Source organism: Micromonospora sp. CNB394, assembly GCF_000374985.1.
Lineage (GTDB): Bacteria > Actinomycetota > Actinomycetes > Mycobacteriales > Micromonosporaceae > Micromonospora > Micromonospora marina.
Map to the genome: position 1 here is coordinate 59184 of NZ_KB895836.1, position 14191 is coordinate 73374.

Consider the following 14191-nt stretch of genomic DNA (forward strand, 5'->3'; position numbering starts at 1 on the left):
CGCCCGTCAGAGCGGGCCGGTCAGGAGCCGGTAGTGCTCCCGGAAGATCCGGCCGCCACGTCCGCGCAGCAACGGGTCGCGCAGCGCCGGCGGCACGTCGCGGGTCCGGTTGCGGTCCCGGGTCCGGTCCCGCACCCAGCGGGTACGCGGCCGGCGACGGCTTTCGTACGCGATCAGTGCGGCGTCGACGCTGCCGGCGGCCCGCAGCGACTCGGCGAGGACGACGGCGTCCTCCAGCGCCATGGCGGCACCCTGGGACAGCGTCGGCGCGGTGGCGTGAGCGGCATCACCGACGAGCAGCACCCGACCGTGGAACCAGCGACCCAGTTCGACCTCCTCGGTGCGCTCCACGGACACGATCTCCAGCGCGGCCAGGACCTCGGGCACCGGTCCGCCGTAGCAGCCGAACAGTTCGTGCAGGCGGGCGAGCGGGTCGGCGGGCAGGTCGGTGCCGGCCTCGTCGGCGTAGCAGTAGAGCCGTCCGGCGCCGACCGGCACCACCAGGAACCCGGCCCGCTGGCCGAGCAGGGCGGTCCAGTCCGCGATGCGGGGGCCGCCGCGCACCAGGGCGCGGTAGACCACCTGCCCGGCGGGGCGTGGTGGTCCGCCGAGCGCGGCCAGCGTCCGTACCGCCGAGCGGGGCCCGTCGGCGCCGACGACCAGGTCGTACTCCGCGCCGGTGCCGTCGGTGAAGCCGACGGCGACCCGCCCGGGCAGCAGGTCGACGGTGCTCACCTCGGCGCCGTGGCGGACCGCGCCGCCCGCGCCGGTGAGCAGGACCCGGTGCAGTTCGGCCCGGGGCAGCGCCCGGCACTCCCCCACACCGGCCCAGAGCGCGTCCAGGTCGACCTCGCACAGCGGCGCTCCGGCGGCGTCGAGGAAGCGCTGCCGGTGGATCACCTGGCCGAGCGGGCGCAGCGGCCCGTCGAGGTCGAGCCGGCGCATCGCCCGGGCGGCGTTGCCTGGTAGGTAGAGGCCGGAGTCGATCATCTCGGTGGGTGGCAGCCGCTCGGTGACGTCGGGCCGGAACCCCGCCAGGCGCAACGCCCGGGCCACGGCGAGGCCGGCGAGGCCCGCGCCGACGACGAGGATGCGCAGGGGGGAACCACCCATCACGGGGTACGCCTCCGGAGGGGATCGGAACGCGTTGGAGGCAAGACATTACTCGCCGCAACCAGGCGGCGGAAGTGCCCCTGCGCCCTGGCGCGGGCCGCCGGTCGGCGGCGCACCCCGTCCCACCGGCAGGAATCCCACCTCCATCCGGGGGAAGGGGGCAGCCGCAGCCCTCCCCTGCGCCACCGGCCGGACGCGGAGCGTTAACGAACTCGGCGCATTTGCGCAATGATTCGAGTCATGTGAATGTATTCGTTGTACTGTGGGAGCGCTCCCGCCCCGTATCACCGACCGAACCGGCGCCGTCCCGCGCCGAGCCAAGGAGCGTCATGAAGCGTCCACTCAGGGCCCTCGCGGCAGCCGGGCTGCTGGCCGCCGGCACCCTCGTCGCCGTCGCCCTCGGCGGCACCGCCTCCGCCGACACCCAGATCTGCGAGCAGTACGGCTCGACCACCATCGGCGGCAAGTACGTGGTGCAGAACAACCGCTGGGGCACCAGTGCCCAGCAGTGCATCAACGTCACCTCGACCGGCTTCTCCATCACCCGCGCGGACGGCTCCGCGCCGACCAACGGGGCACCGGTCTCCTACCCGTCGATCTTCGTGGGCTGCCACTACACCAACTGCTCGCCCGGCACGAACCTGCCGGTGCAGGTGAAGAACATCAGCAGCGCGCCGTCCAGCATCAGCTACAACTACGTCAGCGGCGCGACCTTCAACGCGTCGTACGACATCTGGCTCGACCCGTCGCCCAAGCGCGACGGCGTGAACCAGATGGAGATCATGATCTGGCTCAACCGGCAGGGCTCGATCCAGCCCATCGGCTCGCCGGTCGGCACCGCCAGCATCGCCGGCCGCACCTGGGAGGTCTGGCGCGGCAGCAACGGCTCCAACAACGTCATCTCGTACCTGTCGCCGTCGGCCATCCCCAGCTTCAGCTTCGACGCGATGGCGTTCGTCAACGACACCCGCAACCGGGGCGCGATCACAGGCGACTGGTACCTGACCAGCATCCAGGCCGGCTTCGAGCCGTGGCAGGGCGGCGTCGGGCTCGCGGTGAACTCGTTCTCGCAGAGCGTCAACACCGGCTCGAACCCGGCGCCGACCACGTCGGCACCGACCACGCCCCCGCCCTCGGGCGGCGCGTCCTGCACCGTCACCTACCGGGCGGCGAACGTGTGGAACAACGGCTTCACCGCCGACGTGACGGTCAGGAACACCGGCTCCGGCACGATCAACGGCTGGACGCTGAACTACAACCTGCCGTCCGGGCAGACCGTCACCAACGCGTGGAACGCCACCGTGAGCCAGAGCGGCTCGGCGGTGACCGCCCGCAACGTCGGCTACAACGGCACGCTGGCACCCGGGGCGTCGACCAGCTTCGGCTACCAGGCGACGCTGAACGGCAGCTACTCCGCGCCGAGCAGCTTCACGCTCAACGGCTCCACCTGCGCCCGGGGCTGACCACCGCACACGACGCAGGGGCGCGGTCCGTCGCGGACCGCGCCCCTGCACGGGTACGCCTCAGCCGGCGAGTGCGTCGATGTCGCGCATCTCCTCGGCGGTGAGCGAGAACCCGAACACGTCGGCGTTGGCGCGGATGCGCTCCGGCGTGACCGACTTCGGGATGACGATGATCTCGTGGTCGATGTGCCAGCGCAGCACCACCTGGGCCGGCGACACGTCGTGCGCCTGGGCGATGCGCACCAGCACCGGGTCGGACAGGTCGCTGGCCTTGAACGGGCTGTAGCCCTCCAGCGCCACGCCCCGGTCCCGGTGGGCGGCGTACGTCTGCCTGTCGTACAGCGACGGGCTCCAGCGGATCTGGTTGACCGCGGGCGTCTCCTCGGTGGCCTGGATCAGCTCGTCGATCTGCCCGATCGAGTAGTTGCTCACCCCGACCGTGCGCGCCATGTTCTCGTCCCGCGCGGCGAGCATCTCCCGCCACACCGGGATGCTGTCGCCGGGCGCGGACGGCGGCCAGTGCACCAGCCACAGGTCGACGTAGTCGGTGTCCAGGGCGGCCAGGCTGGCCTCGATGGTCTCCCGCTCCCGGCCCACCCGGTCCGGCGGCAGCTTGGTGGTGATGAAGACGTCCTCGCGGCGCAGCCCGCTCTCCTTGACCGCCCGCCCGACCTCCTTCTCGTTGCCGTACATGGTGGCCGTGTCGATGTGCCGGTAGCCGGCGTCCAGTGCGGCGAGCACCGCCTGGCACCCGGCCTCGCCGGTGGCCTGCCAGGTGCCGAAGCCGAGCAGCGGGATCCGGACGTCGCCGGTGAGCGGGAGGGTGGGCTGGTCGCTGTCCATGTCCCCCGTTCTACCCCGGTTCGCCGCACACACACCGGCATCCCGGCGCGCACGGCGGGTCTGGGGGAGGATGCGGGGATGGCGGACCGGCTGGAGGAGTACCGGCGGAGACGGGACGCCGCGCGTACCCCGGAACCGGTGCCCGAGCGGGCTCCCGGGCGGAAGCGGTCCGCGGGGCGCGCGCCCCGCTTCGTCATCCAGCAGCACCACGCCCGGAGCCTGCACTGGGATCTGCGGCTGGAGCACGACGGCGTGCTGGCCTCGTGGGCGGTGCCGCGCGGCCTGCCCCGCGACCCGGGCCGCAACCACCTGGCCGTGCACACCGAGGACCACCCGATGGAGTACCTGACGTTCTCCGGGGAGATCCCCGCCGGGGAGTACGGCGGCGGGCGGATGACAGTGCACGACACCGGCACCTACCGGGCGGAGAAGTGGCGCGACGACGAGGTGATCGTGGTGCTCGACGGCGAGCGCACGCAGGGCCGGTACGTGCTGTTCGCCACCGGCGGCCGGGGCCGGGACTGGATGATCAGGCGTACCGATCCGGCGCCGGAGGGCTGGACGCCGATGCCCGAGCTGGTCCGCCCGATGCGGCCCACCGGGGGCGGGCGACTGCCGCGCGACGCCGCCGTCTGGGGGTACGAGCTGCGCTGGGCGGGCGTGCGCGCGATGGCGTACGTCTCGGGCGGCCGGCTGCGGCTGCTCGACGGCGACGACACGGAGATCACCGGGGAGTACCCGTGGGCGCGGGCGATGGCCGAGGCGCTGGCCCCGGCCGAGGCGGTCCTCGACGGCGTGCTGGTGCGGATCGACCCGGCCGGGCGGGTCCGTGCGCCGACCCGGCGCGACGGGCAGTTCCTCGCCGTCGACCTGCTCTGGCTGGAGGGCGTGTCCAGCCTCGACGTGCCGTACGCGCAACGCCGTGACCTGCTCGACGGTCTGGCGCTCACCGGTCCGCACTGGCAGACTCCGCCGTGGTTCCCGGGAGTCGGCGCGGACGCCCTACGGGCCGCCCGTGAGCAGGGGCTCCCGGGAGTGGTGGCGAAACGCCTCGACTCCCCGTACGAGCCGGGCCGGCGCAGCCGGCACTGGCTGAGCATCGACGCGAGCTGAGGACCACCGTGCACCTGACGCACCTGGAGTGCCCGCGCTGCGGCCGTGAACATCCCGCCGACGTGTTGCAGAACCTGTGCGGCTGCGGGTCGCCGCTGCTGGCCCGGTACGACCTCGCCGCGGTGGCCGCCACGGTCGCGCCGGAGCGGTTCGGGCTGCGACCGGCCGACCTGTGGCGCTACCGGGAGCTGCTGCCGGTGGCCGATCCCCGGTGCGTCACCACGCTGGGCGAGGGCTGGACGCCGATGTGGCGCGCGCCCGCGTACGGCCACGAGATCGGGATCTCGGATCTGATCGTCAAGGACGAAGGGCTGACCCCGACCGGGTCGTTCAAGGCGCGCGGCGCGTCGGTGGGCGTCAGCCGGGCCCGGGAGCTGGGCGTGCGGCGGATCGCCATGCCCACGAACGGCAACGCCGGAGCGGCCTGGGCGACGTACGCGGCGCGGGCCGGGATGGGCGCGACGATCGCCATGCCGCTTGCCGCGCCGACGATCTGCCGCGAGGAGTGCCTCGCCGCCGGCGCCGACCTGCGGCTGATCGACGGCCTGATCAACGACGCGGGCCGGGACATCGCCGAGCTGATCGCCGGGTCGGACGGAGCGATCTTCGACGCCGGCACGCTGCGCGAGCCGTACCGGCTCGAAGGCAAGAAGACCATGGGGTACGAGATCGTCGAGCAGCTCGGCTGGCAGGTGCCCGACGTGATCCTCTACCCGACCGGCGGCGGCGTCGGGCTGATCGGCATCCACAAGGCGCTGCACGAGCTGCGCGAGCTGGGCTGGGTCGAGGACCGGCTGCCCCGGCTGGTCGCGGTGCAGTCCACCGGCTGCGCGCCGATCGTCCGGGCGTTCGCGGCCGGCCAGGAGCGCGTCACCCCGTGGGAGGACGCGCACACCGTCGCGTTCGGCATCACCGTGCCCGCGCCGCTCGGCGACGAGCTGATCCTGTCCGCGCTGCGGGACAGCGCCGGCACCGCGATCGCTGTGGACGACGCGGAGATCCTCACCGACCTGCGCGACTTCGCCGCCAGGGAAGGGCTTCTGCTCTGCCCGGAGGGCGCGGCCTGCCTGACCGCCGCCCGGCACCTGCGGGCGGGCGGGTGGATCCGGCCCGGGGAGCGCGTGGTGGTGCTCAACACCGGCGCCGGCCTGAAATACCCCGGCCTGGTGCAAGGAGGGGCCCCTTCTTAACGTCTCCGGTAGGGCAGGGGCCCCTGCTTAACGTGTGCGCGCCGGGCCTCAGGCCGTGGGCGGCTCGTCCTCGCCCGCCTCCTCGGCGGCGTCCGCCTCCTCCTTCGTCTTGTGGACCGCGCCGTCGGCGTGCTCCGGCGGCCCGTAGACGGTGTAGAGCACCAGCGGGTTCGGCCCGGTGTTGACGAAGTTGTGCTTCGTGCCGGCCGGCACGACCACCAGGTCGCCGGAGACGACCTCCTTCTTCTCCCCCGCCACCCGCGCCTCGCCGGTGCCGCTGACGAACGTGAGGATCTGGTCGATGTCCTCGTGGACCTCCTCGCCGATCTCGCCGCCCGGCGGGATGGTCATGATGACCAGCTGGGTGTGCTCCCCGGTCCAGAGCACGCGGCGGAAGTCGGGACTCTTCTCGGCGACTGTCGCGATCGTGAAATGCTCCATGACCCGCTCATACCCCGAACACACGCCCGCCACGCCGGGAGTCACAGATGGTGGAATTCCCCACGCCGACCCGGTTTGGTTCCCCTCGGAAGGGGCATGTGCTGCCCACAAGACCGGTGCGGGCTGACCGGTCGAGCCAAGTCCCCGCCGGCGTACCGCCGTACGGCTGCGGTGGTGGGAGACGGCCGGAGCGCGGCGACGTTACGACCGGAGAGGTCGTGCGGCGCCGTGCGCTCGTCTGCGGGTCCGGTCAGGCCAGCACGGCCAGGTGAAAGGGCCGGTCCGCGTGCCCGCTCGTACCGCGCGTCTCGACGAACACCGCGTTGGCGATGCCCGAGCGCGGCGCCACGGTGATGACACCCTGCGGGACCAAGCCGTTGGCCGTCGCGGGGCCGACCGTCCCGACGTACGCCGCTGCCACCACGTCCTGGTCGAACGCGACCTGGTACATCCCGACGGCGAGTCGGACGGCCGAGGTGGCGCCGAGGCCGCGGACCAGCCTTCCGCCGGCGTCGACCACGGCGAACAGCATGCGCGCGGTGGGCGGCAGCCCGACCGGTGGACACGAGTTGATCTCGGTGTCGACGCGCGCAGCCTCCCGCATGCTCGGGATCGGCTGGCCGGTGGTGTCCCTCCTAGCTCTACGGCTGGGCATGGTGATCCTCTCTCCCGCCGGTACGCCGGCAGGAGGCGTTCGTACGCGTCCGGGCGATCGTCAGCGGTCCCCCTCGATGATCCGACGCTATGTCGGTCGACCGCCCGGCAACCAGCCGAAGAACTGTCCGATGACTGACAACCACCGGTCCTGAGCTGCGAAAACGTCAGCCGGGCCGACGATCGGCGGCCGGCTCGGCCGCCCGTTGCGACAGCGAATCCGATCGGACACCCTGACGCAGTGAAACCGTCTGGCTACATTGAAGTATGGTGCAGCCGCTCCGGGGTCGACCGACGGTCTACCGCCCGGTGCTGGCCGCACGCCGCGGGGAACTGGAGGCGCTGACCCGGCTCGACGACGCCTCCGCCGCGTTGCTCGCGCCGATCCTCGACGTCCTGGCGGACACTCCCTCCATCGTGGACTCCCTGACCCGGCTGCCCGCCGGGCTGCTGCCGGCCGTCGACGTGTCGGCGCTGCCGGACGCCGCGGAACACGATCCGGTCCGCTGGGGCGTACCGCTGGTTCCGGTGATCGGCCTCGCGGACAGCGACCGGCGGCTGGCCGCGCACGGGGCGGCGGCCCGGGCCTGGGCGCACCACGCGGTCGTCCGGTTGCGGGTCGGACCGGACCGGGCCGGGCCGGACGCGGCCACCGCGGCGGCGGAACGGGTGTGGCGGGCGACAGGTCTGCTGCCCGAGCAGTGCGATCTGCTGCTCGACGCGGGCGACGTGTGCTGCCGGGCCGACGTCCGGCTGGCCGAGCCGAGGCTCCGGCGGGCGGTGCAGTGGGCCCGGCGGCACGCCTGGCGCTCGGTGACCGTGGCGGCCGGCGGGATGCCGCCGGCCCTGTCCCGGCTTCCGGTGGACGAACCGGTACGCCTGGAACGGTACGACTGGTCGCTCTGGCGGCGCCTGGCCGACCTGCACCTCGGGTACGGCGACTACGGCGTGGGCTGCGCGGTACGCGACGCGGACGAGCCGGGCGACCGGACCCCGACGCTGCGCTGGGCCGCCGACGGCGCGTGGTGGGTCTACCGCTGGTCGCGGCGGGGTGGGCGGGGCGACGACCGCTTCGCCGACCTGTGCCGCACGCTGACGGCCGCGCCGCACTGGCCGCCCGCCGGGGCCGGCTTCTCCTGGGGCGACCACGAGATCGTCCGGCGGGCCCGCCGGGGCACCGGCGCGGGCTCACCCGCCAACTGGATCGCGTGGAGCACCTCGCACCATCTGGCGCACGTCCTCGCCGCGCTGGTCCGGCCGGAACCGGACCAGCGCGCCGGTTGAGCTCACTCCTTCTCGGTGAACCCGAACTGGACCACGCCCTCCTCGTCGACCATCGCGTCCACCGACGTGTCGTTGAGCAGTTCGGCCGCGTCCGAGTCGAGGAAGATGCGTGCGCCCTCGGTGTCCACCACCTGGTCGCCCCGCACCGGCTGCGGCACCAGCTCGATCGAGAGCGAACCGGCGTCGGTGTCGGCGGCGATGCGCAGCCCACCGGCGTCGGCGACGTCCTGCTGGGCGGCGAGGTCACGGATCACCAGGACGGCGTTGTCGGTCATGGTCAGCATGGCTGAACTCCTCATGGCTGGGTGTCGGGTTTCGCGGGCGACACGGCCCACGCGGTCGGCTCGCGACCCGGAAGCGGGCAAGACACGATCTCGCCGCGCTGAAAGCAGGGCGGTTCCACCGCCCCCACCTCCACCGTGCCCGCTGCCCGGTCATCCGTCAAACGGAACACGGCGATCGGCCGCTCCTCGGTGAACAGGTGTTTTCCCCGATCCGGACCGGGAACACCAGGGGCCCGGGACGGCGCCCGTGCCGGCCCGCAAATAACCTTTCGCCCCGGACTCTTTCCCGCAGGAAATCTCCGTGGCAGCATCTATCCATGCATCGTCGCCTATTTCCCCGGGCACTGGCGGTGCTGGCGCTGGTCGCCACCGCAGCCGCCGCCGGCACCACCACCGCCACCGCAGAAGCGCCCACCCCCGCGCAGACCCGGCTGAACGCCACCATCGACGCGGTCCTCGCCGACAGCCGGCTCTCCGGGGCCCAGGCGGGCGTGGTCGTCGTCGACACCACCACCGGCCGCACGCTCTACGACCGCAACGGCACCCGGCGGCTCATCCCCGCCTCCAACACCAAGCTGCTCACCTCGGCGGCGGCGATGGAACTGCTCGGGCCGGGCCACCGCTTCACCACCGAGGTCAGCGCCGACGGTCCCCGTCGCGCCGGGATGCTCCGCGGCGACCTCTACCTGCGCGGCGGGGGCGACCCCACCATCCTCGCCGCCGACTACGACCGGCTCGCGCAGCAGATCGCCGCGACGGGCGTACGGGTGGTCGCGGGCGACCTGGTCGCCGACGACACCCGGTACGACAGCGACCGGCTCGGTCCGGACTGGACCTGGGACGACGAGCCCTACTACTACGCCGCCCAGGTGTCGGCGCTGACAGTGGCCCCGGACACCGACTACGACGCCGGCACCGTGATCGTGCACGCCGCGCCGGGCAGCCGGGCCGGCGCCCCGCCGAAGGTCACCATGACCCCGGAGAACAGCTGGTTGCGGATCGACAACCGGGCCGAGACGGTCGCCGACGGCGAGACGAGCATCTCGTTCGAACGCGAGCACGGCGGAAACACCGTGGTCGTGACCGGCCGGATCGCGGTCGGCCAGGCCGCCGAGAGCGACTGGGTGACCGTGTGGGAGCCGACCGGGTACGCCGCCGACGTGTTCCGCTCCGCGCTGCGACGGCACGGCGTACGGGTGCTCGGCCGGACCGTGCTCGGCAGCGCCACCCCGGACACCGCCGAGCCGCTGGCCCGGCACGACTCGATGCCGCTGGCCGACCTGATGGTGCCGTTCCTCAAACTCTCCAACAACGGCCACGCCGAGGTACTCACGAAGGAACTGGGCCGGCAGCTGTCCGGTTCCGGCACCTGGGCCGCCGGGCTGTCCGCGATCAGCGGGTACGTGGGCGACGCCGGAGTGGACACCGGCACGCTGCGCCAGCGCGACGGGTCCGGCCTGTCCCGGCGCAACCTCGTCCCGCCGGCCCAGTTCGTCACGCTGCTCTCGGCGGTCCGCGCCGAACCGTGGTTCGACACCTGGTACGCCGCGCTGCCGGTGGCCGGCAACCCGGACCGGTTCGTGGGCGGTACGCTGCGCAGCCGGATGGGCGGCACGGCCGCCGCGAACAACGTGCACGCCAAAACCGGCAGCCTGACCGGCGTGTCGGCGCTGTCCGGCTACGTCACCGACGCCGACGGGCGGCTGCTCGCCTTCTCGATCGTGCTGAACAACTACCTCACCTCGTCGGTGAAGGGGCTGGAGGACCAGATCGCGCTCGCGCTCGCCTCGTACACCGAGAAGGAGACGGCGACCGTCCGGCGGACCGTGCCGGCGGCGCCCGAGTCGCCGCGCGTACCCGAGGGGCGGGAGTGCTCCTGGGTGAAGCCCGCGCTCTGCTGACCGGTCCGGCCGCCCCGGCGCTCAGGCGCCGGGGCGGTACGGCCGCGGATCGGCCGCCGGATCGCCTCGCTCGACCAGCGCGTCGATCTCGGCCGACGGCAACCCGCGCAACGTCAGCACTCGGCGGCCCCACACGTGCAGCCGACACGGATGCGGGCTGGCGTCGTTGCGGCAGATAACCCCGCCCGACCAGACCCGCGGCGCGTGCACCACCACCGCCCGCACCGCGAACTGGACGTCCTCGACCGTCACGTACGGCGGCATGGGGATCTCGCGCAGCACGTCACCATCGGTGCGCGGGCGGGCGGGGGCGACGGGGGCAGGGCCGGTCATCGGTCGGGCCTCCACAGAGGATGGTCGGACGGGACAACCGAAACGTACGACGCCCGGCCCGGCACGCGACGGACAAACTGTCCCCGCTCAGCGCAGCGCCACCGCCTGGAGGCTGACGTTGCCGCAGTCGCCCAGTGACTCCTCCACCGTCCAGTTCAGCAGCAGCTTCGCGCCGCGTGGTGCCCGGAACCTGATCGTGAACTCGGTGGTGAGCGCGGTGTGCGGATCCTCCATCCGGAGCGTGGTCACCGGGCCGCCGGAGACGCGCACGTCGAGACGGCCACGGGCCATCCAGAGCCCGGCGTACAGACGCACCGTCCGCTGCTGCCCGTCACCGGCCACCGCCAGGTTGAACCCACTGCCCCGGTGGCAGGTGTAGATGCCGGACATGGTGCCGCTCGCCGAACCGACCGGGTTGCCGTCACGCCAGGCGTACGCCTCGGGGTTGTTGCTGAAACTCACCCGCCGCCCCCGGCCGCCCTCGTCGCGGATCTCGCCGGAGCCACCCCGCTTGCGGACCTTCCGGGCGGCACCGGTCAGCCCCCAGTGGACCCAGTCGGTGGGACCGGCGGCGGTGAGATCGACTGTGGCGGGCACGTCCGCGCGGGTGACGGCGACGGTCGGCGGCAGCGCTGGCGTCGGCGACGGCGGCGACGAACTCGGCGACGGCGACGGGCTCGGCGACGGCGACCGCTGCCGGGGACGCAAACCCGGGTTGACCACCGTGTCGTCGGCCTCGTTCGGCAGCCCGACCCGGCCGGGCGGCGCCACCGGCGCTCCGGCCTGCTCCTCGCGTGGCGTGTCGTGCCGCTCGACGCCGAGGTAGACCGCCAGCACCGCCAGGCAGAGGAACGCGACCAGCCCTTCCAGCACCAGCCGGCGCCGGCGGCGCAGCCTGCGCAGCGCGGACCGGGTACGCGGAAGGTTGTGCCGGTGCGAGCCGGGGCCGGTACGCGGACGGTCCTCCTGGCCCACCACACCCTCCACTTCGGTCACGACACCGCCGGACACGACAGGTACGCGAACGGGCTCCACGGTGTCACCGGACCGCCCCTTGCGCCACATGTCGAGTGACGGGCACTTCCAGTTCGTCACCTGGCGACCGCTCGCCGGACCGGCCGCTCAGCTTACCGTGATCGCCGGCAACGCCACCCCGTCGTTCTGGCCGCCAATCACCGTCCGGGCGTGCCACCTGATCAGCAGCCGCTCGGCCGGGGCCGCCCGGAAGCGGACGACGTACTGGCAGAAGCGGTCGCCCGCGGCGAGGGCGACCTCGCGGACGGCGAGCGGCCCGGCCCCGTGGCTCGCCGTAGGCGGATGACATCTCCCGCGACCGGCGGGGAGGCGAGAGGGCGGGGGGTCAGTGGCGGGTGTGCTGCCGGAGGCCTCGGTCGGGCTGTGCAGCGCCACCCGGGGATCGCGGCGCAGGTCGAGCGCCTTGACCGCGCCGGCCATGCTGCCCAGCCGCAACTGCCCGTCGTCACCGAAGTCGAACTCGGTGCCGCTGATCCGCGGCGAGCCGTCCCGCCGCAGGGTGGCCATCGTTCCGTGCTTACGGACCGCGAAGCGGGCGCGCACCCGCGCCGCGAACCCGGGCTCGGCCGCCACCAGATCGGACCACCACGTCATGCGCCCGAGTGTGTCCGGAAAACCTGACAACCCGCGGCGCATTTCCCCGCGGACTCAGCCCACCTGGAACCCGAGCGCCTGAGCCAGCATCACCGCCTGCTCGGCATCGATCCGCGCGCCGGAACGCTGTACCGCCGTCGGGTCGAGCGCGGACAGGTCACTGCCGCGCAGGTCGGCCCGGATCAGCTTGGCGGCGTGCAACTGGGCGCCGGAGAGGTCCACGCCGGTCAGCGTCGCGCCGGTGAGATCGGCGCCGGTCAGGTCGACCTCCCGCATCCGCACGTCGGTGATCCGCGCCCCGCGCAGGTCGGCGCCGGTGAGCGTGACGAAGGACCAGTCGCCCCGGTCGACCCGCAGCGGGCGCAGGTCACAACGGTCGAACGTGCTGCCGACCAGCTTGCAGCCGGTGAACTCGGCCTCGAAGAGGTTGCACTTGGTGAACGAGCACCTGGTGAACGCCGAGTCGGTGTGCCGGGAGGCGTTGAACGCCACGTTGCCGAACACGCAGTCGGTGAAGACCGCGCCCCGGCTGACCGCCTCGGTCAGGTCGACGTGGAAGAACTCGCATCGCAGGAAGTGCCGGTCGGCCAGTTCCTCGGCGTACCAGTCCTCCTGGCGGTAGGTGACGTCCTCGACCGGCTCCAGCATGGCACCGACCCTAGTGACACTTCCCGGTCGCCGTACCTGCGGGTAGGTTCGCGTCGTGAGTGTCCCAGTGAGCACCGACCCCGGCCGTGTCGGCTTCGATCCCGCCCGGCTGGCGCGGATCGACGAGCACTTCGCCCGGTACGTCGACGACGGCCGGCTCGCCGGCTGGCAGATCGTCGTCAGCCGGCGGGGCGAGGTCGCCCACTCCTCGACGTACGGGCTGCGGGACCGGGAGGCCGGTACGCCGGTCGAGCCGGACACGCTGTGGCGCATCTACTCGATGACCAAACCGATCACCTCGGTCGCCGCGATGATGCTCTGGGAGGAGGGCCGGTTCGAGCTGAACGACCCGGTCAGCCGCTGGCTGCCGGAGTTCGCCGACGTACGCGTCTACGACCGGGGTTCGGTGCTCAAGCCGTACACGGTGCCGGCGGTCGAGCCGATCCGGATCTGGCACCTGCTCACCCACACCGCCGGCCTGACGTACGGCTTCGCCCAGGTCTCCGTGGTCGACGGCCTGTACCGGGCGGCCGGCTTCGACCTGGGCGTGCCGGCGGGCGCGGACCTGGCGGCGGCCTCGGCCGGGCTGGCCCGGCTGCCGCTGCTGTTCCAGCCCGGCACGAGCTGGAACTACGGTGTCTCCACCGACGTGCTGGGCCGACTGGTCGAGGTGATCTCCGGGCAGTCGCTGGCCGCGTTCTTCGCCGAGCGCATCCTGGGCCCGCTGGGGATGACGGACACCCGATGGTGGGTGGACGCGGCGGACGCCAAGCGCCTGGCCGCCCTCTACGCCCCGCACCCGGCCACCGGCCAGGCGGTACGCGCCGACAGGGTGGGCCGGGCCGCGCTGGCGGAGCCGAGCTGGCACTCCGGTGGCGGCGGTCTGGTGTCCACGGCGGCCGACTACCACCGGTTCACCCAGTTCCTGCTGCGCGGTGGCGAGTTGGACGGGGTCCGCCTGCTCGGCCCCCGCACGGTGCGCTTCATGACCCGTAACCACCTGCCGGGCAACCGGGACCTGGCCTCGTTCTCGCCGGACGGTTTCGCCGAGACGATCCTCGACGGCATCGGCTTCGGGCTGGGCTTCGCCGTCGTGCTGGATCCGGTGCCGTCGCGGGTGCCGAGCAGTGTCGGCGAGTTCTACTGGGGCGGACTGGCCAGCACCGCCTTCTGGGTGGACCCGGTCGAGGAGGTCACCGCGCTGCTGTTCACCCAGCTGATGCCGTCAAGCACGTACCCGCTGCGCGGCCAGTTGCGCCAGCTCGTCTACTCGGCGATCGTCGACTGAGCCGGTT

General features: G+C 73.0%; 15 protein-coding genes. 6 read left to right on the forward strand and 9 right to left on the reverse strand.

The genetic code is table 11. The features are described from left to right. Positions 1–6: 6 nt before the first annotated feature. A complete protein-coding gene (locus tag C569_RS0115535; RefSeq protein ID WP_018786692.1) occupies positions 7–1113 on the reverse strand; it encodes an FAD-dependent monooxygenase in 1107 nt (368 codons plus the stop codon). A 329-nt stretch (positions 1114–1442) separates the two neighbouring features. On the opposite strand from C569_RS0115535, the gene C569_RS0115540 reads away from it, so the two are divergent. Next, the gene (locus tag C569_RS0115540) at positions 1443–2576 is read left to right on the forward strand and encodes a cellulose binding domain-containing protein (protein ID WP_018786693.1); all 1134 of its coding nucleotides are present in this window, start codon (positions 1443–1445) and stop codon (positions 2574–2576) included. Between the two features lie 60 nt (positions 2577–2636). On the opposite strand, the gene C569_RS0115545 is transcribed toward C569_RS0115540, so the two are convergent. Further along, positions 2637–3419, reverse strand: coding sequence for an aldo/keto reductase (locus C569_RS0115545; RefSeq protein WP_018786694.1), 783 nt, complete (start codon positions 3417–3419; stop codon positions 2637–2639). 78 nt (positions 3420–3497) lie between these two features. Between C569_RS0115545 and C569_RS0115550 the strand changes: the two genes are divergently transcribed. Together C569_RS0115550 and C569_RS0115555 are read left to right on the forward strand one after the other, a co-directional pair. Next, positions 3498–4532 (forward strand): DNA polymerase ligase N-terminal domain-containing protein, encoded by a 1035-nt coding sequence (locus tag C569_RS0115550; RefSeq protein WP_018786695.1) that lies wholly within the window; start codon positions 3498–3500, stop codon positions 4530–4532. Between the two features lie 8 nt (positions 4533–4540). After that, positions 4541–5722 carry a threonine synthase gene (locus C569_RS0115555; RefSeq protein ID WP_018786696.1) on the forward strand — a complete coding sequence of 394 codons (1182 nt, stop codon included), beginning with the start codon at positions 4541–4543 and terminating at the stop codon, positions 5720–5722. 48 nt (positions 5723–5770) lie between these two features. Here the strand turns inward: C569_RS0115555 and C569_RS0115560 are convergent, their stop codons facing one another. Together C569_RS0115560 and C569_RS0115565 are read right to left on the reverse strand one after the other, a co-directional pair. Beyond that, positions 5771–6163, reverse strand: a complete 393-nt coding sequence (locus C569_RS0115560) for a cupin domain-containing protein (protein WP_018786697.1) — start codon at positions 6161–6163, stop codon at positions 5771–5773. Positions 6164–6413: 250 nt separating this feature from the next. Beyond that, positions 6414–6767, reverse strand: a complete 354-nt coding sequence (locus tag C569_RS0115565) for a hypothetical protein (protein WP_018786698.1) — start codon at positions 6765–6767, stop codon at positions 6414–6416. 317 nt (positions 6768–7084) lie between these two features. Here C569_RS0115565 and C569_RS0115570 point away from each other — a divergent pair, with 317 nt between their 5' ends. After that, positions 7085–8101, forward strand: a complete 1017-nt coding sequence (locus tag C569_RS0115570; protein WP_018786699.1) for a beta family protein — start codon at positions 7085–7087, stop codon at positions 8099–8101. Positions 8102–8103: 2 nt separating this feature from the next. Here C569_RS0115570 and C569_RS0115575 read toward each other — a convergent pair whose 3' ends face one another. Then, on the reverse strand, positions 8104–8385 hold the full coding sequence (locus tag C569_RS0115575; protein WP_018786700.1) for an iron-sulfur cluster biosynthesis family protein: 282 nt from the start codon (positions 8383–8385) through the stop codon (positions 8104–8106). A gap of 317 nt (positions 8386–8702) precedes the next feature. Here C569_RS0115575 and dacB point away from each other — a divergent pair, with 317 nt between their 5' ends. Then, positions 8703–10286: a D-alanyl-D-alanine carboxypeptidase/D-alanyl-D-alanine-endopeptidase gene (dacB, locus tag C569_RS0115580; protein ID WP_026268204.1), complete on the forward strand. Its 1584-nt coding sequence runs from the start codon at positions 8703–8705 to the stop codon at positions 10284–10286. Between the two features lie 21 nt (positions 10287–10307). On the opposite strand, the gene C569_RS0115585 is transcribed toward dacB, so the two are convergent. From C569_RS0115585 to C569_RS0115600, 4 genes are all read right to left on the reverse strand, one after another. After that, positions 10308–10619: a hypothetical protein gene (locus C569_RS0115585; protein ID WP_026268205.1), complete on the reverse strand. Its 312-nt coding sequence runs from the start codon at positions 10617–10619 to the stop codon at positions 10308–10310. 87 nt (positions 10620–10706) lie between these two features. Further along, positions 10707–11615 (reverse strand): hypothetical protein, encoded by a 909-nt coding sequence (locus tag C569_RS0115590; RefSeq protein WP_231394801.1) that lies wholly within the window; start codon positions 11613–11615, stop codon positions 10707–10709. A 126-nt stretch (positions 11616–11741) separates the two neighbouring features. After that, entirely contained in the window at positions 11742–12248 is a 507-nt protein-coding gene (locus C569_RS34300) for a pyridoxamine 5'-phosphate oxidase family protein (RefSeq protein WP_018786704.1), read from the reverse strand. Positions 12249–12302: 54 nt separating this feature from the next. Beyond that, on the reverse strand, positions 12303–12896 hold the full coding sequence (locus C569_RS0115600; RefSeq protein ID WP_018786705.1) for a pentapeptide repeat-containing protein: 594 nt from the start codon (positions 12894–12896) through the stop codon (positions 12303–12305). A gap of 55 nt (positions 12897–12951) precedes the next feature. Between C569_RS0115600 and C569_RS0115605 the strand changes: the two genes are divergently transcribed. Further along, a complete protein-coding gene (locus C569_RS0115605; RefSeq protein ID WP_026268207.1) occupies positions 12952–14184 on the forward strand; it encodes a serine hydrolase in 1233 nt (410 codons plus the stop codon). The last annotated feature ends 7 nt before the right edge of the window (positions 14185–14191 follow it).